We start from the raw sequence: 18,596 nt of genomic DNA, 5'->3' as shown, positions 1-18,596 counted from the left end.
AGCGGGGCGGAGACGGGCGGCGGGCGGGAACCGCCCACCCGCGCCCCGCCCCCGCGTCAGCCGATCGTCACGAGGGCGGCGAACAGCTCCGGCGCTCGGCGGTCGACGATCCGACCGCCGACGCGGATGCCCACCAGCGCGAAGACGGAGCCCAGCACGAGGGCGGCCGCCAGTCCGATCAGGCCGAAGGCCGGGTCGCCGCCGATGAGCGAGATCGCGCCGAGGACGATCGACGGGAGCGCCAGCAGGCCGGTCGCGGCCATGCTCCCCAGCATGACGACGCTCGAGATCATCCCGGAGCCCGGCGGCGTCTTCAGCGGGCTGTCCCCCGGCCCGGGCACGGGGTAGACGACGAGCGACGAGGCGACGCTCGACACTCCGAACCCGCTGAGAACGAGGGCCAGCGCCATGCCCAGCACGGCCGGGATCGCGTCGGCGCGTCCCGCGTACAGCGCGGTGCCCACCGCCACGACGACCACCGCAGGGACGCCGATGATCGCGGCCGCGATGACGCGACCGGCGCGGTCGGCCGACCCCGTCACTCCGGAGCTGACGTGCGCCGCCCAGGCGGTGCCGTCGTACGACACGTCGGCGCAGAGGGTCACGCCGAAGATCAGGCCGACGAGCACGGCCGAGAGCAGCACGAAGGTGTCGCCGCCGCTGCCGATCGCGGAGTAGAACACCGCGAGGACGACGACGGCGGGGATGACGAGGAGCCCACGGCTGTAGCGCGGGTCGCGCCACCAGTAGCCGAGGGCACGCGCGGCGACGGCGCCGGTCGGGGTGCCGGGGAAGCGCCCGAACAGGCCGAGGCCCGCGGATCCGGAGGCGGAGTGCGCGCCGGACGCGGCGGGCTCCGCGAGCGCGTGCCGCAGCGCCCGGGCCCACGCCCAGACGAGGGCGGCCAGCGTCGCGAGCCCGATCAGCAGGCGCGCGATCGCCGCGACCCAGTCGCCCGCGACGACGGATCCGGGGACGGCCCAGATCGCGCCGAGCGGCGACCAGCCGAGGGCGCCCGCGATCACGGGCAGGACGTCCAGGCCGTCGCGGATCACGTTGGTCAGGCCGAAGAAGAGCGGTCCGAGCAGGATGACGACGACGAGCACGACGCCGCCGATCACCTCGCGGTAGCGGCGGCTCGAGCCCAGGCCCGTGGTGAGCGCGCCGATCAGGCGGGACGCGACCACGCAGGTCGCGACGCCGATCACCGCGGCGACGAGGCCGGGCAGGATGCCGATCGGACGGCTCCACCAGGCGGCCGCGGAGGCGAGCGCCCCGAGCGTGGTCACCACGCCGGGGATGCCCGCGAGGCCCGCGGCGGCGAGCCCGAGGAGGAGGGTCCGCAGCGGGATCGGGAAGGTCGCGAGGGTGGGCAGGTCGAGGCTCTGGTCGGAGCCGGACAGGAAGATCGGCCCGAGCACCCAGCCGAGGATCAGAGCGGAGCCGCCGAGGACGATCGCGACGTTCGCGAACGCCGGGTCCGTGCCTCCGAGCGCGACCAGGCCGGCCGAGACCAGGCCGAGCACCGCGATCGCGTAGAGACCGCCGAGGATCACGCCGATCAGCTGCCACACGTTCCGCGTCAGCGAGTTGCGGAGCAGGAGCAGCCGCAGCCTCAGGAGATGCGCAACCATGCCGGTCCCTCCTGGTGGGTGCGGCCGCCGACCAGCTCGACGAAGCGCTCCTCGAGGCTGGAGCCGGCGCGGACCTCCTCGAGGGTGCCGGAGGCGAGCACGCGGCCGTCGGCGATGACGGCGACGCGGTCGCACATCCGCTCGACGAGGTCCATGGAGTGGGACGAGACGATGACCGTGCCGCCCGACGCGACGAAGCCGGTCAGGATGTCGCGGATGTTCGCCGCCGAGACCGGGTCGACCGACTCGAACGGCTCGTCGAGCACCAGGAGGCGCGGGGCGCGCACGAGCGCGCAGGCGAGCGCGATCTTCTTGGTCATGCCCGCGGAGTAGTCCACGACGAGCGTGCGGTCGGCCGGATCGAGGCCGAGCAGGGCGAGGAGGTCGTCGGTCCGCTCGACGACGACGGAGCGCTCGAGCCCGCAGAGCAGGCCGTAGTAGGTGACGAGCTGGAGACCGGTGAGGCGGTCGAACAGCTTGACGCCGTCGGCGAGGACGCCGATCAGCCGCTTCGCCTCGAGGGTGTCCTTCCAGACGTCGACCTCGTGGATCGTGACGACGCCGCTGTCGGGGCGGAGCAGGGCCGTGGCCATCGAGAGGGTCGTCGTCTTGCCCGCGCCGTTGGGGCCGACGAGCCCGAAGAAGGACCCGGCGGGGACGTCGAGGTCGATGTCCTTCACGGCCTCCTTGTCGCCGAAGCGCTTGCGGAGGCCGCGGATCCGCAGGGCGACCTCGCCGTGGCGGCCGGAGGCCTCGGGGGCGGCCCACGCGGGGGTCGCGGAGTCGGTGTGCGCGGAGTCGGTGTGCGCGGAGTCGGTGTGCTCGGCAGCGGTGCCGTCGGCGGCGGTGCGCGCGGCGGGGCTCTCGGTGTCCGTGCCGTCCTGGGGAATGCCGGGGGGCGTCGTCCCGTCCATGTGTGTCCCTTCCGGGCCGCGGTGGGCGGCCGCCCCTCCACCCTAGGCAGGCGCTGCGGCCGGGGCATCCGTCCCGCGATGGAGTCGCGCGGCCCCGGCCCCTCGGCGGGGCGGGGCGGAGCACGGCCGCCTACGCTGGCCCCATGCCCACGCTCCTCCTCGTCCGGCACGGACGCACCACCGCGAACACCGCGGGGATCCTCGCCGGACGCACCGCGGGAGTGCGGCTCGACGACGTCGGACGCACGCAGGCGGCGCGCACCGGGGAGCGGCTCTCGGCGGTCGAGCTCGCGACCGTGGTGTCGAGCCCGCTCGAGCGGTGCCGGCAGACCACGCGCTTCGTCCTCGAGCGGCAGACGGGATCGCCGGCGACGGTGATCGACAAGGGCATCACCGAGTGCGACTACGGCGACTGGTCGGGGCGCTCGCTGCGGGATCTCGCGACGGAGCCGCTCTGGGCGACGGTGCAGAACCAGCCCTCCGCGGTGGTGTTCCCCGGCGGCGAGGGGATGCTCGCGATGCAGGCCCGGGCCGTGTCGGCGATCCGCCGGCACGACGCGGCGGTGGCGGAGGAGCACGGGGCCGGCGCGGCGTGGGCGGCGGTCAGCCACGGAGACACGATCAAGGCGATCCTCGCGGACGCGCTCGGCATGCACCTCGACCTGTTCCAGAGGCTCAGCGTCGGACCGGCGTCGGTGTCGATCATCCGCTACGGCGCGGGGCGACCCGAGGTCGTCTCGATGAACACGGACGCCGGGGACCTGGGCTGGCTGCGGAAGGCGGCCCCCGTGGCGGACGCCGCCGTGGGGGGCGGGGCGGGGCACGAGTAGGCGGGGTTCCGGAGGGCCGCTTCAAGGCTCGATCGAGCGGCAGGGATGCGGGTGCTCGGCGGCGGCGGATCTCGATGCGTCCGCTCCGCGGAGGGCTCGGTCAGCAGAAGAGACGGCGACTCGATCAGCAGGCCGCCCGAGCCCGACGCGCGCAGCCACTGCGGAGGCGGGCGCTCGTAGACTGGGGGCATGCCTCCGATCGTGCACGGATTCGACTGGCCCGATCGCGTCGTCGTGGGGACCGTCGGCTCACCCGGCTCGCGCTCCTTCTACCTCCAGGCCAAGACCGGGCCACGCGTGGTCAGCGTCGGCCTCGAGAAGCAGCAGTCGGCCCTCCTCGCCGAGAAGATCGACGAGATCCTCGACCAGCTGATGACCGCCCAGGGCAACCCGGTCAGCGTCCCCGCCGGCACTCCCCCGGAGCTCGTCGACAACGACCCCCTCGACCAGCCCGTGGAGCCCGAGTTCCGCGTCGGCGGTCTCAGCCTCGGCTGGGACCCGTCCACCGCGCAGATCGTGATCGAGGCCTACCCGCTGACCGAGGCGGAGGACGACTCCGAGGAGGAGCCCGAGCCCACCGAGATGCTGCAGGTGAAGATCCCGGTCGGCACGGCGCGCGCCTTCGCGAAGCGCACCCTCGAGGTCGTCGGCGCCGGACGTCCGCTCTGCCCCCGCTGCGGCGAGCCGATGGATCCCGACGGGCACGACTGCCCGCTCGCATGAGCGACCCGGGCGGGCTCGACGGCGAGCTGGAGCTGGCCGGCCGGATCACGATCGCCTCGAACGCGACGTTCCTCGCGCAGCTCGGCGAGACATCGGTCGTCTACAAGCCGATCTCGGGCGAGAAGCCGCTGTGGGACTTCCCGGACGGCGTGCTCGCGGGCCGCGAGGTCGCCGCCTACCTCGTCTCGGAGGCGCTCGGCTGGAACGTGGTGCCGCGCACGTGGCTCCGCGACGGTCCGCTCGGGCCGGGCATGGTCCAGCTCTGGCAGGACATCGATCCGGACCAGGACGCGGTCGACCTGGTGCCCGCCGACGCCGTGCCCGACGGATGGCGGCACGTCCTCGACGGCAGCGACGAGGAGGACCGCGACATCTCCCTCGTGCACGAGGACTCGACGGCGCTGCGCCGGATGGCCGTGTTCGACGTGGTCGCCAACAACGCGGACAGGAAGGGCGGGCACGTGCTCGCGCTGCCCGACGGCCACCGCTACGGGGTAGACCACGGCCTCACCTTCCACTCCGAGCACAAGCTGCGCACGGTCCTCTGGGGCTGGATCGGCGAACCGCTGCTCGAGGAGGAGCTGACGGCGCTGGCGCTCCTGCGCGCGCAGATCGACGGACCGCTCGGCGAGGCGCTCTCGGAGCTGCTCACCGAGGACGAGGTCGCCGCGTTCGCGAAGCGCTGCGAGCGGCTCGGCTCCTTCGGCCGCTTCCCGGGCCCGCGGGGCGGGATGCCCGCGGTGCCCTGGCCGCTGTTCTGAGCCGGGCGCGGTCGGAACTCGGGACGAACGCCTCCGGAGCGGCGGAGACGCGCTGATCCTCAGGCGCGGGAGCGGATCCCTCCTGCATCCTGAACGGCTCAGAAGCTCCAGCCGCGGCCGAACAGCTCCTCGCCCGGCGTCCCGCCGCCTCCCGGACCCGCGCCGCGAGCGCCGAGGTAGGAGGAGACGACGGCCGCTCCCAGGTCCTCCGCCTCCGGGTTCACCACCGAGCCGCCGACCCGGCGGGCGAGCGAGTCGATGAAGCGCGCGAGGCCCGGGTCGTCACCCAGGCGGAAGAACGTGGTGTGCGCGCCGAGGCGGAGCGACGCGTCGAGCTCGCGGACCGAGACGGCGACCGTCAGCGGGTCCGGCGGGTAGTCGAAGAAGACGCCGCCGTCGGGCTCGAGGTGCGCGGTCGGCTCGCCGTCGGTGACGATGAGCAGCACCGGCTGCGCGTTCGGGTGCTTGCGGAAGTGGCGGTTGGCCAGCAGCAGCGCGTGGTGCAGGTTCGTGCCCTTGTCCCACTCCGCGTCCAGGCCCACCAGCTGCTCGACGTCCATCACCTCGGCGCGTCGGCCGAAGGCGACGAGCTGCAGCGCGTCTCCGCGGAACCGGCTGCTGATCAGGGTGTGCAGGGCGAGCGCGGTGCGCTTCATCGGCACCCAGCGGCCGTCCATCGCCATCGAGAACGAGGTGTCGACGAGGAGCGCGACACAGGCCTGCGTGCGCGCCTCCGTCTCCTGCACCTCGACGTCGTCGATCAGGATGCGCACCCCCGAGCCGACCGGTCGGCCCTCGCCGGCGCTGCGGGTGAGGGCGTTGGTCACCGTGCGGGGGATGTCCCAGGCCTCGGTGTCGCCGAACTCCCACGAGCGCGTCGCTCCGGAGCGCTCGCCCGCCGCGCCCGCACGCCGGACGTCGCGAGCGCCCTGACGGCCGGAGACGGTCTCGGCGATGTCGCGCAGGAGCGCCTTGCCGAGCTGGCGCATGGCCTTCGGGCTGAGGGCGAGGCGGCCGTCGGAGCCGCGGCGCAGGGTCCCGGAGTCGCGCAGGGCCCGCTCCAGGCGCTTCAGCGTCTGCGCGTCGACGGAGGCGTCCTCGCCGAGGCGCTTCGCCAGCAGGTCGAGGTCGAGGTCGTCGAGGGAGGAGCGGTCCGTCTGCGCGAGCTGGTCGGCGAGGGCGTCGAGGTCGGCCAGCTCCTGGAACACGCCCGTCCCGTCGCCGAGGCCGAGCCCCTGCTCGCCGTCCATCCGCTCGGAGCCGCCCCAGTCCTCGCCGGGACGGAGCCCCCGCAGGGTCTCGTCGAGGCGGCCGAGGGACTGCATGAGCTCCGGCGTGCCGAAGGCCTCCTGGGCGAGGGCGTCGAGCTCGGCGCGCTGCTCGGCGGTCATCGAGTTGCGCAACCGCTGGGCCGCGGCCGCGCGGGCGGCGAGCGCGTCGATCAGCTCGTCCACCGACTCCGGGCCCTCGGGGAAGTACTCGCCGTGCTGCTCCATGAAGGCGTCGAACTGCTCGGGGGTGTCCTCCCCGCGCGCGTGCGCCTCGAGCAGCTCGTTCAGGTCGCGGAGCATCGCGTCGATCGCGGCGCGGTCCTCGTCGCTCGCGTTCTCGAGGGCCTGCTTCATCCCCTCGAAGCGCTGATCGAGCATCTCGCGGCCCAGGAGCTCGCGGATCCGCTCGAAGTCGGCGCGCGCCTCGGGGCTCTGCCAGCGGTAGTCGCGGAGCTCCGAGACGGCCGCGGCCGGCGAGGGCGGGAGGCTGTCGAGCTGGATCTCTGCGAGCGCGCGGTCGCCGTCGTCCATCTGCGTGTCGCGGGCGAGCTGCTTGCGCTCGGCGAGGACGGCCTTGTCGAGGAGCTCGCGGATCTCGCGGAGCGTGCCGTCGAGGTTGTTCCTCTGCGTGAGCTCGCGACGCCGCTCGGCGACGCGGGCGGCCAGGTCGTCCAGGCCCTCGCGGTCGCGGGTGCCCCGGCGGAGGAACTCGCGCAGGGCGCGCTCGGGCGAGGTGCCGCCCATCACGTCCTCGCCGATCGCGTCGAGGGCCTCCTTCAGGTCGACCGGAGGAGCGAGCGGATCGGGTCCCCCGTCGTACTTCGCGTAGCGCGCGTCGCGCTTCAGCCGCCGGTTGCCGCGCGGAGCATCAGCCATAGACGGCCTCGCCCCCGCCCGTCTCCTTGCTCAGCTTGCGCGAGAGGTAGAGGCCCTCGAGGGCGAGCTCGACCGCTCCGGCGCGGCGCCCCTCCCCCACGGCGTCGAGGCGCTCGGCGACCTCGTCGTACACGCGGGCCTCGCCCAGCAGCGGCAGGCCGGCCAGGAACTCGCGGGCGGTCACCTGCTCGCCGGTCGTGATCATCGCGCCGTTCTCGACCGCCTCGACGAGCGGCCCGAGGTCGACGCCGCGCAGGTGGGCGCGGACGGTCTCGGCGGTGGCCTGACGGAGCAGGTGGTCGAGGATCTCGTCCTCGCGGCCCTCCTCCCCCGACTCGAACTCGATCTTGCCGCCGAGCACGTCGACGGCGGTCTCGAGGTCGATGGGGCGGGCGACCGCCTCCTCCTCGCCGCGGCGGGTGGCGCGGTGCAGGGCGGCGGCGGCGATCGTCTCGGCGCCGGCGATGGCGAAGCGGGCGCTGACGCCGCTGCGCTGGTCGACGGAGCTCGACTCGCGCAGGGCCCGCGTGAAGCGGGCGAGGATCTCGATGAGCGCATCGGGCACGGTCGCGACGAGGTCCGCCTCCTGCCGGATGACGGCGACCTCGTCGACGAGAGCCGTCGGGTAGTGGGTGCGGATCTCGGCGCCGAAGCGGTCCTTCAGCGGCGTGATGATCCGGCCGCGGTTCGTGTAGTCCTCCGGGTTCGCGCTCGCGACGACGAGGACGTCGAGGGGGAGGCGGAGGACGTAGCCGCGGATCTGGATGTCGCGCTCCTCCATCACGTTGAGCATGGCGACCTGGATCCGCTCGGCCAGGTCCGGCAGCTCGTTGATCGCGACGATGCCGCGGTGGCTGCGCGGGATGAGGCCGAAGTGGATGGTCTCCGGGTCGCCCAGGCTGCGGCCCTCGGCCACCTTCATCGGGTCGACGTCGCCGATGAGGTCGGCGACGCTGGTGTCGGGGGTGGCCAGCTTCTCGACGTAGCGCTCCTCGCGGGGCTTCCACGCGACGGGCAGGTCCTCGCCCAGCTCCTCCGCGCGGCGGCGGCTCTCCGTGGTGATCGGCTCGTAGGGGTGCTCGCCGAGCTCGGACCCCTCGATGACGGGCGTCCACTCGTCGAGCAGGCCGACGAGGGTGCGCAGGAGGCGGGTCTTGCCCTGGCCGCGCTCGCCCAGCAGGACGATGTCGTGGCCGGCGATGACGGCGCGCTCGACCTGCGGGATGACCGTCTCGGCGAAGCCGTGCAGGCCCGGCCAGGGGTCGCGGCCCTCGCGCAGGGCGTCGAGCAGGTTGTCGCGGATCTCGGTGCGGAGGCTCTTCTGCACGTGCCCGGAGGCACGGAGCTGGCCGAGGGTCTGGGTCGTCGGGCGCATCACCTCGGCAACGCTACGCCGCAGGTCCGACACGTGGTGGAGGTGCGGCGGATTCGCGGCGCGGGCTTGCGCGGGGGCGCTTCGAGACACCGCTGCGCTCGAGGGACACCGCTGCTGAGGCGGTGTCCCGGCGGGCAGCGCGGCGCCTCGGTGGTGCGGGCGGGCGCCGCGCCGCGGACGGCTCAGCGCTCGAGGCGAGGGGCGGCGGCGAGCAGGCGGCGCGTGTACTCCTCCTGCGGTGCGGCGAGGAGCGACGCGGCCGGCCCCGCCTCGACGATCCGACCCTCGCGCATCACGGCGATGCGATCGCTCATGTGGGCGATCACGCCGAGGTCGTGCGAGATGAGGAGGAGGGCGAGGCCGTGACGGCGCTGCAGGTCGTCGAGCAGGTCGAGGATCTGCGCCTGCACCGACACGTCGAGGGCCGAGACGGGCTCGTCGCAGATCAGCACGTCGGGGCGCGTCGCCAGCGCCCGGGCGATCGAGACGCGCTGGCGCTGACCGCCGGAGAGGGTCCGCGGCGAGCGCCGCTCCAGGGCGGGGTCGAGCCCCACGCTCTCGAGCAGCGCGGGCACGGAGGCTGCGCCGGCGTCGCGGAGGAGGCGGCCGACGCTCCAGCGCGGGTCGAACGAGGAGAGGCTGTCCTGGTAGACGGCGCCGATCCGCGGGCGGCGGGGACGGCGGGAGCGCTCGGTCGCTGCCGACCACGGCTCGCCGAACAGCTCGACGGCGCCCGCGTCCGGACGCCGCAGCGCCAGCACGAGCCGGGCCACCGTGCTCTTGCCCGACCCGGACTCGCCGACGAGCCCCACGGTCTCGCCGCGCCGCAGCCGGAGGTCGACGTCGTCGACCGCGACCCGCACTCCTCCGCCGGGCAGCAGGAAGCGGGCGGCGAGTCCGCGGGCCGCGACCACGACCTCGCCGGGGGTCTCGGGCGGGGTCGCCAGTGCGGTCGGGTCGGTGAGCCGGGAGCCGCGCGGGCGCCCGGCGGGGACAGCGGCCACGAGCGCGCGGGCCTCGGGGCTGCGGGGCGCGCGCAGCACCTCGGCCGCGGTCCCCTCCTCCACCACGCGGCCGTCGGCGAGCACGAGGATGCGGTCCGCGAGGCCCGCCACCACCGCGAGGTCGTGCGAGACCAGGACGAGCGCCCGGCCGCGCGCCTTCTGCTCGGCGAAGAGCTCGAGCACGCGGGCCTGCACGGTCACGTCGAGCGCGGTGGTCGGCTCGTCGGCGACGAGCAGCGGCGGATCGAGCGCCACGGCCGCCGCGAGGAGGGCGCGCTGGCGGAGACCGCCGGAGAGGTCGCCGGAGTGCTCCCGCATCCGCTCGGCCGGCTCCGGCATGCCGACGCTCGCCAGGGCCTCGACCGTCCGCTGCGCGCGCTCGGCCGCGGGGAGGCGGCCGTGGAGGCGGAGCACGTCGCCGATCTCGCGGCCGATCGGGCGCAGCGGGTCGAGCGAGAGCAGCGCGTCCTGCGGGACGAAGCCGACGGATCCGCCGCGCAGCCGCCGCAGCTCCCGCTCGCCCGCTCCGACCACCTCGGTCCCGCCGACGCGGACGCTCCCGGTCACGGCGCCTCCGCTCAGCCCCAGCAGCGCTCGCGCGGTGACGCTCTTGCCCGACCCGGACTCGCCGACGATCGCGACGCACTCCCCCGGCTCCACGCGGAACGAGACCCCGTGCACCACCTCGACTCCGTCGAAGGCGACCCGGAGCCCCTCGACGACGACCGCGCTCACCGCGCACCCCGCAGACGCCCGCCGAGGACCGTCGTCGCGATCGTGGTCAGCACGATCGCCAGCCCCGGGAACACGGTCAGCCACCACGCGCTCGCGAGGTAGGTGCGGCCCGCCGAGAGCATCGCGCCCCACTCCGGCGCGGGCGGCTCGGCGCCCAGGCCCAGGTAGCTGAGGGCCGAGGCCCAGACGATCGCCTGGCCGACGCCGAGGGTCGCCAGCACGGCGAGCGGCCCGAAGGTGTTGGGGAGGACGTGCCGGACGAGGATGCGGACGGGTCCGTGGCCCAGCACGCGCGCCGCCTCGACGTAGCCGGAGTCGCGGATGCCGAGCAGCTGCGTGCGCAGGATGCGGGCGTACCCCGGCGCGGTCGAGAGGCCGACCGCGATGGTGGCGGGGACGACTCCGGGACCCGTGACCACGATCACGAGCAGCGCGAGCAGGAGCGCGGGGAAGGCGAAGAGCACCTCGAGCACGCGGCCGATCACGCCGTCGACGACGCGGCCGCCGAAAGCCGCGACCACCCCGAGCACCGCGCCGAGGACGAGGCCGATCGCGGTGGCGCTGGCGCCGATCAGGAGGGACGCGCCGGCCCCCGCGATGAGGCGGCTGAGGACGTCCCGACCGGACTCGTCGGTGCCGAGCAGGTGCGCGGCACCCGGTGGGTTGAAGGCGTCGCGCGGGGCGACGGCGAGCGGATCGGAGGGGGCGAGCAGCCCGGGCGCGACGGCGGCGAGCAGGAGCAGCACGACGAAGAACGCGGCCAGCACCTCGCCGGCGCGGAGGCGGGAGGGACCCCGGCGGAGCGGGCGGGCGGCGCGCAGCTCGAGCTCGCTCACGCGACCGCCTCCCGCCGGGCCAGCCGCGGGTCGATCACGCGGGTCAGCAGATCGGTGGCGAGGGTCACGACGATGTACGCCAGCGCCGTGACCAGCACGACACCCGTCACCACCGGCACGTCACGGATCGTCACCGCCGCGAGCAGAGTCCGGCCGAGCCCCGGCCTCGCGAAGATCGTCTCGACCACCACGGCCCCGCCGATCAGGTAGCCGAACGCCCAGCCCGAGAGCGAGACGCCCGGCAGGACCGCGTGGCGCAGGGCGTGGCGGGCGCGGACGCCGAGCTCGCCCTCGCCGCGCGCCCGAGCGGCGAGCACGAACGGCGACTCCAGCGCATCGAGGAGGGAGCGGCGCATCACCTGGCCGAGGAAGCCCGCCAGCGGGATCGCGAGGGTCAGCGTCGGCAGCACCAGCCCGGCGGGCGACCCGGTGCTGACCGGGGGCAGCAAGCGCAGCGCGGTCGCGAAGACGGCGATCAGCACGGTCGCCAGCCAGAAGTGCGGGAGCGCGGCCGCCGTGAGCTCGAGGCCGGACCCGACCGCGGCGGCGAGGCGGCCGCCCCGGGTCGACCAGAGGGCGGTCGCGAGCGCCAGGATCCATGCGGCGGTGAGCGCGAGCACGGCGAGCAGGAGGGTGCCGGGCAGCTGCTCGCCGAGGATCTGCGCGACGGGAGTGCGCAGGGAGTAGGAGGTGCCGAGGTCGCCGCGCGCGAGCCTGCCGAGCTGCACCAGGTACTGCACGAGGAGCGGCCGGTCGAGGCCGTACTGCTCCCGCACCGCGGCGAGCGCCTCGGGCGACGCCTGCGAGCCCGGACCGCCCAGGATCGCCTGCGCCGGATCGCCGGGGACGAGGCGGATGAGGACGAAGACGGCGGTCGCGACGGCCCACAGCACCACGAGGGCGCCGCCGAGGCGGAGGAGCACGCGGCGGATCATGCGGGCGGGCGTCCTCTCTGGTCGGGGCGATGGAGGGGCGGGGCTTCGTCGAGGTCCGCTCCCTCCGGAGCACGGGGTCTCGATGCGCGACCGTCGGCGGCTACTCGACCAGCATGGAGGACGGATCCCTGCTGATCGAGCAGCCCGCGGAGCGGGCGCATCGAGATCCGCCCGTCCCGATCGCGGGGTCTCGATGCGCCGCCGCGGCGACTACTCGACCGGCATGCGTCCGCTCTTCGATCGGTGCAGGCGGCTCTCCGGGGCCGGGTCAGACCCAGGCGTCGGCGAACCAGGGGGTCGACACGGTGTCGAGGGCGACGAGGCCCTGGACGGCCGACCGGTGCAGGTAGTGGTTCTGCTGGTCGTAGAGCGGCAGAATCCAGTAGCCCTCGAGGACGATCCGCTGCGCCTGCTCGTACAGGTCGGCGCGGGCGTCCTCGTCGGTCGTGGCGCTCGCCTGCTCAAGCAGCGAGTCGAGCGCGGGGTCGGCGATCTGCGCGTGGTTGGCGAAGTAGCCGCTCGGCGCGGGGGTGATGCCCGAGGAGGAGTAGAGGATCCGCAGCACGTCGGGTCCGACCTTCGTGTACGGGGCGCTCACCAGCTCGTACTCGTTCGACGCGAGCGCGGTGTACCAGCTCGACAGGTCGAGCAGGCTGATCCGCACGTCGAAGCCGAGGGTCTTCGCCGAGGCCTGGATCTGCTCGAACAGCGACTGCTCGGCCGGGATCGACTGGTTGGTGCTGACGGGGAATCGCAGCGTCAGCGGCGTGCCGTCCTTCTCGCGGATGCCGTCGCCGTCCGAGTCCACCCAGCCGGCCTTCTCGAGCAGATCCTCGGCGGCGGCCGTCTCGGAGTCGGACCCGGCGTCCTCGAAGAGCGACGGGTCGGAGTACGCGGTCGCCTCGCGGCTGGACAGCGGGGAGTAGGAGCGCTCGGCGGTGCCGAAGAAGAGGGAGTCGATCGCGTCGTTCACGCCGACGCCGCGGACGAAGGCCTCGCGAACGGACTCGTCGTCGAACGGCGCCTGCCCGGAGTTGAGCTCGAGGCGGTTGACCGAGCCGGGCCGGGGCGCGTCGAGCTCGACGAGGTCGGTGGCTCCGGTCGCGGCCTTCAGAGTGTCGGGCTGGGCGTTGTCGAGCACGTCGACCTCGCCCGACTGCAGCGCCGCATAGCGGGTGGCGGAGTCGGGGATGAAGCGCCAGGTGATGCTCGCCAGGTGCGCGGGGCCCTCGTGGCCGTCCCCGGTCGGGCCGGTCGACGCGTCGTAGGCCTCATTGCGGGTGAGGGTCACGTGGTCCTGCTTGACCCACTCCGAGACGGTGAAGGGGCCGGTGCCGACGGGCGCCTCGCAGTTGGCCGCCTCGCCGCGGGCGATGCCGGCGGGCGACTCGATCGCGGTCCACGGCTGCGCGAGCGACTCGAGCAGCGCACTGTCCGGCGCGGTCAGGGTGAAGCGGGCGACGGTCGGCGAGACCGCGGTGACGGAGGCGACCTTCGCCACGGCGAGGTAGCCGGTGGAGGACTTGGTCGCCGGGTCCTGCAGGTGCGCGATGTTCGCGGCGACCGCCTCCGCGTCGAGGGCGGTGCCGTCGGTGAAGGTCGCGCCCTCGCGCAGGGTGAAGTCGTAGCTGAGCGCGTCGTCCGAGACGGTCCACGACTCGGCCAGCCACGGCGTGATGGTGCCGTCGGCGTCGCGCGAGACGAGCGACTCGAGCACCTGCGTCGCGAGCAGCGCCTGCGGGTAGTTGCCGCCGACGTGCGGATCGAGGCAGGTGGGCTCGGCGTCGCCGGACGCGTAGGTCAGCGTCCCGCCGTCGACGGGGGTGCTGGAGGCGTCGGGCGTCTCGGCGTTGCAGCCGCTGAGCAGGAGCGCGGCGGCCGCGACGGCGGCGGGGAGGGCGAGGAGGCGGGAGCGCAGCGGCATGACGTCTTTCGTGGAGGGGTCGGGGGTGCACGCGTTTCTTGGACGCGACCCAGGAAACGCTAGCAGGGCGTGGAGGCGGCGGACGGGGATCGCTCGGATCCGTGGAGGAGCGCCCGGATCCCGCGCTGGGGAGGGACGAACCGCGCTGTCAGAGGCCCCTGATGCGCCGGGCGGTCGAGAAGGGCCTCCGCTCTCCTACTGTCGACGCATGACCTCCGCCGTGCTCGCCCTCCTGTTCGGCTCCGCCGTCGCCCTCGTGGGCCTCGTGCCCTGGGCCGCCCTGCAGTACCGGCGGCGCGGCGTCCTCGGGATCGGCAACGCGGTGCTGGCCTTCGCCGCCGTGGTCTACGCGCTCGCCCTCGTCACCTACACGCTCCTCCCCCTGCCCGACGAGGCGACGGTCACCGCCGCCTGCCGCACCGGATCGGGTCCGCAGCTGCGCCTGTTCGCCTTCGTCGGCGACATCGCGAAGGAGGGCGGGATCGACGGGCCCCGCGCGCTGCTGACGAACCCCGCGTCCGCGCAGGTGCTCCTGAACGTGGTCTTCTTCGTCCCCCTCGGGATGCTCGTCCGCCACCTCGCTCTGCGCGGGCGCCTCGTCGCCGGGATGATCGGCGGCACCGCCGTCGGCTTCGCCGTCTCGCTCCTCATCGAGGTCACGCAGCTCACGGGCGACTGGTTCCTCTACCCGTGCGCCTACCGGCTCTTCGACGTCGACGACCTGCTGGCCAACACGGCCGGCGCCCTGCTCGGCACCCTCCTCTCCCCCGTCCTCCTCCTCTTCACCCGCCGGACCGAGGGCGCGGTGCCGGAGCTGGCGCGCCCGGTCACGATCCGCCGCCGCGCGTTCGGCATGTTCTGCGACGTTCTCGCGCTGAGCCTCATCACGGGCGCGCTCGTCTCGATCACCGGGGTCGGCCTCGTGCTCGCGGGGGTGGACACGCGCTCGAGCCCCGGGGACGTGGTTGTCGGAGCCCTGCCGTTCGTCGCTCCGCTGCTCCAGCTCGTGATCGTGCTGCGGTCCGGACGGACCCTCGGCGAGACGGTGGTGCGCCTGCGTCCCGAGCCGCGACCGCTCCTCTGGCAGCGGCTCGTGCGCTGGGCGGCGGGATCGGGCGGCTGGTCGACCCTGCTCGCCGTCGAGGGCGGCTTCTGGTCGCTGCTCGCCTTCGTCCTCGCGGCGGCCGCGATGATCGGCCTGGTCGCGACACGGGGCCGCCGGGGGACGGCGAACGCGCTGGCTCGCCTCGACGTCGTGGACGAGCGGGCGGAGGCGCCGTCCGCCGTCCGGAAGACGGACTGAGAGGAGCCTGCCGGACGCCTGGGCCGGCCGGTGGTCAGACCGCCGCGCGGAGCCCCTCGACCAGGTCGTGCTGCGCCTCGCGGCCGGCCCGCGTGGGCACGAGCGGGTACACGTGGACCTGCCCGACGGCCTCGTGGAGCTCGAACGGGACCCCGGTGGCCGCCGCCCGCTCGGCCAGCACGTGGGCGTCCGGATTGAGGACGTCACGCGTGCCGCTGAAGACGGTGAGCGGACCGAGACCCGCCAGGTCGCCGAACAGCGGGCTGACCGCGGGATCGAGCAGGTCGAGGGCGCCGCGCCAGCTCTCGGCGAGGACGCGACCGCCCGGGGTGCCGAGCCAGGGATCGGTCGGCTGCACCTCTTGGATGCGCGGATTGCTCCAGGAGAGGTCGAGCGCGGGCGAGACGAGGGTGGTGCGCGGCAGGACCACCCCGTCGTCGCGCAGGGCGAGAGCCGTCGAGAGGGCGATCTGGCCGCCCGCCGAGTCGCCGGCGAGGCAGGTCGCGCCGTGCCGCTCCAGACTTCGCAGCACCAGGCCTCGGACGCCGTCGCGCGCCTCGAGCGCCGTGCCGAAGGGCACGAGCGGGTAGATCGGGAGGGTCACCGCGACGGAGGCCTCGTCGGCGATGCGGGCGGCGAGCCACCAGTGCTGGGGCGCGATCTCGTTCACCCAGCCGCCGCCGTGGACGTAGACGACGCCGCCGCGGATCACCCGCGGGCGGATCGTGTAGACCGGCCAGGAGCCGACCTGCTCCACGTCGACGCGCACGCCGGGCCGGAGGCGGGGCGGCGGGCCGTAGGAGGCGGGACGGAGCGCGCGCTCCCGGATGCGGCGACGGGCTCCCTCCGCGCTGACGAAGGTGCGGTTCGCACGGGCGAGCCGGAGCGCGAGCGGGACGAGGGCATCGGGGACGACGAGCGGCATCGCCCGAGCATCGCGCACCCCGGTGCGCGGCGGCTGGGCGGCGACGGGCTGCGCGGCTGCCGACTCTGGGGCGACGGACTCGGCCGCCACCGACGCGGCGTCGACGGACTCGGCCGCCGATCCACGGAGGTCGGAGGACGCGGCGCGGGCTCCGCGGACGGAGCGTCGGAACCCGCGGACGCAGCGTCGGAGACCGCGGTCGTCGCCCGGGCACCCCGCGGACAGCACGACGGCCCGGCCCGTGGAGGGAGCCGGGCCGGGGCCGCCGGTCAGCGTGGTGCCTGCATGCCCGCGGAGCGCGGGTCGGCAGCCACCTCGCTGTCGCCGTGCGCTGCGGGTCAGCGGCGCGCGGCGGAGCGGCCGGCGAAGCGGGTGTAGACGAGCAGGACGATGATCGCTCCGATGATCGAGCCGATGATGCCGGCGGGCTGGAAGAAGCCGTCCATCGGGTCGTGCTGGAAGATCAGGAAGCCGAGGAAGCCGCCGACGAACGAGCCGACGATGCCGAGCACGATGGTCATGCCGATGCTGATGCTCTGCTTCCCGGGGACGATGAGGCGGGCCAGCGCTCCTGCGATGAGTCCGACGACGATGAGGCTGATGATGAGACCGAGCATGGCGGTCGTCCTTCCGTTGTGCGGGCGGGGGCCCGCTGATCGGTTCCGCGGTTGCGGGACCGGTGGCTACGCAACCACCCCGGAGGAGGCGGCGGTACACCCCTGGGGGTGTGCTCGCCCCGACGAGTCGTGCGGTAGCGTCCGACCATGACCCGCCGCGCGCCCCTCACCGTCGCGCTCGTCGACGACTACGACGTCGTCCTCACGGGCCTCGCGCACATGTTCGACCACTACCGCGATCGGGTGGTCGTCGCCGAGATCGACGCGAACGCCTCCCTCTCCGATCGGATCGACGTCGTCCTCTACGACTCGTTCGCCCAGCCGGAGTCGGACCACCACGAGATCGCGGAGCTGGTGCGCAACGAGCGGGCCGAGCACGTGGTCGTCTACACCTGGAACTTCGCGCCGACGCTCATCGCGGACGCCCTCGAGCAGGGCGTCCACGGCTACCTCTCCAAGACCCTGCCGGCGCGGGAGCTGGTGGCCGCGCTCGAGCGGGTGGCGGCGGGCGAGGTCGTCGTCAGCGATCCTCCGCGGCGGGCGGGCAGCGCACCGGGCCTCGACTGGCCGGGCCGCCACGAGGGCATCACCGACCGGGAGTCGGAGATCCTCGCGCTCATCACGCAGGGCAAGAGCAACGCCGACGTCGCCGCGCTCACCTATCTCAGCCCCAACACGGTGAAGTCCTACATCCGCAGCGTCTACGGCAAGATCGGCGCGACCAGCCGCACGCAGGCCGTCCTCTGGGGCGTCGACCACGGCTTCACCCCCGACCACCACCGCATCGACCACTGGCTCGGCGGCCCCTGACCCGCGCCCGGACACCCTCCGCGGGACGCCGCTCCGGTACGCGACCCGCCGACGAACGCGCACCCGGGAGGCATCTCGCGGGAGGGGACGGGGGCGCACGCACCGCTACGGTGTGGCCATGCCCCTCGACCGCGCGCCGACCATCCGCGACGTCGCGGTGCGGGCCGGAGTGTCGTACCAGACGGTCTCGCGGGTGCTCAACGACAGCCCCCAGCTGCGGCCGCGCACCCGGGAGCGCGTGCTCGCCGCGATCGAGGACCTCGGCTTCCGCCCCAGCGCCGCCGCCCGCGCCCTGGCGACGAGCCGCTCCGGCCTGATCGGGATCCTCGCCGCCGAGAGCCACAGCTTCTACGGCACCGCCACCGCGATGGCCGCGATCGAGCAGGCGGCGCGCGACGCGGGCTACCGGGTCCCGGTCGTGAACGCGGCGCCGGACGCGGAGTCGCTGGCCGACGGTCTCGCCCACCTGCAGCGGGAGTCGGTGGAGGCGATCGTGGTCCTCGCCCCGCAGGAGCGCGCGCTGGAGGCGATCGAGAGCCTCGCGATCGGCGTCCCGTCGGTGACGCTCGGCGCGACGGACCGCGGAGCCGACTCCCTGCTCCTCGTCGACCAGGCGGCCGGAGCGCGACTGGCCACCGAGCACCTCGTCGGCCTCGGCCACACCCGCATCGCGCACCTCGCCGGTCCGCAGCACTGGGTGGAGGCGCAGGCGCGGCTCGAGGGCTTCGGCGCCGGGATGAGCGCGGCCGGCCTCGACCCCGTCGCCGTCGTGGAGGGCGACTGGAGCGCCGAGTCCGGCTACCGCGCCGGCCTCCGCCTCCTCGACTCCTCGCCCCGGCCGACCGCGGTGTTCGCCGGCAACGACCAGATGGCCCTCGGACTCCTGCACGCCTGCACCGAGCGGGGACTGCGCGTGCCCGAGGACCTCAGCGTCGTCGGCTTCGACGACGTCCCCGAGGCGGCGCACTACCCGCCGCCGCTGACCACCATCCGCCAGGACTTCGCGGAGGTCGGCCGCCGCACGATCGGCGTCGTGCTCGCGGAGCTGCGCGGCGAGGAGCCCGCCGTCGACCGCCCGGTGCCGCCGGTGCTGGTGGAGCGGGCGTCGACGGCTCAGGCCTGA

The 18,596-nt window shown here is 74.5% G+C and carries 16 protein-coding genes; 6 read left to right on the top strand and 10 right to left on the bottom strand.

Annotated features, from left to right (window positions below):
• Window positions 1–56 precede the first annotated feature (56 nt).
• Both C5C30_RS12675 and C5C30_RS12670 read right to left on the bottom strand, forming a co-directional pair.
• Window positions 57–1,634: a transporter gene (locus C5C30_RS12675; RefSeq protein WP_104333867.1), complete on the bottom strand. Its 1,578-nt coding sequence runs from the start codon at window positions 1,632–1,634 to the stop codon at window positions 57–59.
• Window positions 1,616–2,548 (bottom strand): ABC transporter ATP-binding protein, encoded by a 933-nt coding sequence (locus C5C30_RS12670; RefSeq protein WP_104333866.1) that lies wholly within the window; start codon window positions 2,546–2,548, stop codon window positions 1,616–1,618. The genes C5C30_RS12675 and C5C30_RS12670 overlap by 19 nt, the downstream gene beginning before the upstream one ends.
• Before the next feature lie 143 nt (window positions 2,549–2,691).
• Between C5C30_RS12670 and C5C30_RS12665 the strand changes: the two genes are divergently transcribed.
• The 3 genes from C5C30_RS12665 to C5C30_RS12655 all read left to right on the top strand — a co-directional run bounded on the left by C5C30_RS12665 (window position 2,692) and on the right by C5C30_RS12655 (window position 4,862).
• Window positions 2,692–3,378: a histidine phosphatase family protein gene (locus C5C30_RS12665; RefSeq protein ID WP_104225052.1), complete on the top strand. Its 687-nt coding sequence runs from the start codon at window positions 2,692–2,694 to the stop codon at window positions 3,376–3,378.
• Window positions 3,379–3,567: 189 nt separating this feature from the next.
• Window positions 3,568–4,101, top strand: a complete 534-nt coding sequence (locus C5C30_RS12660; protein WP_104225051.1) for a DUF3090 domain-containing protein — start codon at window positions 3,568–3,570, stop codon at window positions 4,099–4,101.
• Window positions 4,098–4,862, top strand: coding sequence for an SCO1664 family protein (locus C5C30_RS12655; protein ID WP_104226043.1), 765 nt, complete (start codon window positions 4,098–4,100; stop codon window positions 4,860–4,862). The genes C5C30_RS12660 and C5C30_RS12655 overlap by 4 nt, the downstream gene beginning before the upstream one ends.
• A 98-nt stretch (window positions 4,863–4,960) precedes the next feature.
• Here the strand turns inward: C5C30_RS12655 and C5C30_RS12650 are convergent, their stop codons facing one another.
• The 6 genes from C5C30_RS12650 to C5C30_RS12625 form a co-directional block, all read right to left on the bottom strand.
• On the bottom strand, window positions 4,961–7,009 hold the full coding sequence (locus C5C30_RS12650) for a VWA domain-containing protein (RefSeq protein ID WP_104333865.1): 2,049 nt from the start codon (window positions 7,007–7,009) through the stop codon (window positions 4,961–4,963).
• Window positions 7,002–8,384, bottom strand: a complete 1,383-nt coding sequence (locus tag C5C30_RS12645) for a magnesium chelatase (RefSeq protein WP_104262318.1) — start codon at window positions 8,382–8,384, stop codon at window positions 7,002–7,004. Before C5C30_RS12645 ends, C5C30_RS12650 begins: the two co-directional genes overlap by 8 nt.
• A 182-nt stretch (window positions 8,385–8,566) precedes the next feature.
• Window positions 8,567–10,123 carry an ABC transporter ATP-binding protein gene (locus C5C30_RS12640; protein WP_104333864.1) on the bottom strand — a complete coding sequence of 519 codons (1,557 nt, stop codon included), beginning with the start codon at window positions 10,121–10,123 and terminating at the stop codon, window positions 8,567–8,569.
• The gene (locus C5C30_RS12635; protein WP_104333863.1) at window positions 10,120–10,959 is read right to left on the bottom strand and encodes an ABC transporter permease; all 840 of its coding nucleotides are present in this window, start codon (window positions 10,957–10,959) and stop codon (window positions 10,120–10,122) included. Before C5C30_RS12635 ends, C5C30_RS12640 begins: the two co-directional genes overlap by 4 nt.
• On the bottom strand, window positions 10,956–11,894 hold the full coding sequence (locus C5C30_RS12630) for an ABC transporter permease (RefSeq protein WP_104333862.1): 939 nt from the start codon (window positions 11,892–11,894) through the stop codon (window positions 10,956–10,958). The genes C5C30_RS12635 and C5C30_RS12630 overlap by 4 nt, the downstream gene beginning before the upstream one ends.
• Before the next feature lie 268 nt (window positions 11,895–12,162).
• Complete coding sequence (locus C5C30_RS12625) at window positions 12,163–13,818, bottom strand: ABC transporter substrate-binding protein (protein ID WP_104333861.1); 1,656 nt, start codon at window positions 13,816–13,818, stop codon at window positions 12,163–12,165.
• A gap of 208 nt (window positions 13,819–14,026) precedes the next feature.
• On the opposite strand from C5C30_RS12625, the gene C5C30_RS12620 reads away from it, so the two are divergent.
• Complete coding sequence (locus C5C30_RS12620; protein ID WP_181131571.1) at window positions 14,027–15,121, top strand: VanZ family protein; 1,095 nt, start codon at window positions 14,027–14,029, stop codon at window positions 15,119–15,121.
• A 34-nt stretch (window positions 15,122–15,155) separates the two neighbouring features.
• Here C5C30_RS12620 and C5C30_RS12615 read toward each other — a convergent pair whose 3' ends face one another.
• Together C5C30_RS12615 and C5C30_RS12610 are read right to left on the bottom strand one after the other, a co-directional pair.
• Complete coding sequence (locus C5C30_RS12615; protein WP_104333879.1) at window positions 15,156–16,046, bottom strand: alpha/beta hydrolase fold domain-containing protein; 891 nt, start codon at window positions 16,044–16,046, stop codon at window positions 15,156–15,158.
• A 338-nt stretch (window positions 16,047–16,384) separates the two neighbouring features.
• Complete coding sequence (locus C5C30_RS12610; protein ID WP_104225042.1) at window positions 16,385–16,663, bottom strand: GlsB/YeaQ/YmgE family stress response membrane protein; 279 nt, start codon at window positions 16,661–16,663, stop codon at window positions 16,385–16,387.
• 147 nt (window positions 16,664–16,810) lie between these two features.
• Between C5C30_RS12610 and C5C30_RS12605 the strand changes: the two genes are divergently transcribed.
• Window positions 16,811–17,473 (top strand): response regulator transcription factor, encoded by a 663-nt coding sequence (locus tag C5C30_RS12605; protein WP_104225041.1) that lies wholly within the window; start codon window positions 16,811–16,813, stop codon window positions 17,471–17,473.
• Window positions 17,474–17,591: 118 nt separating this feature from the next.
• Window positions 17,592–18,596 (top strand): LacI family DNA-binding transcriptional regulator, encoded by a 1,005-nt coding sequence (locus tag C5C30_RS12600; protein WP_104297246.1) that lies wholly within the window; start codon window positions 17,592–17,594, stop codon window positions 18,594–18,596.

Origin of the sequence: Rathayibacter sp. AY2B5, assembly GCF_002931645.1 — a bacterium.
Lineage (GTDB): Bacteria > Actinomycetota > Actinomycetes > Actinomycetales > Microbacteriaceae > Rathayibacter.
This window is presented reverse-complemented; position numbering and strand designations above follow the sequence as displayed.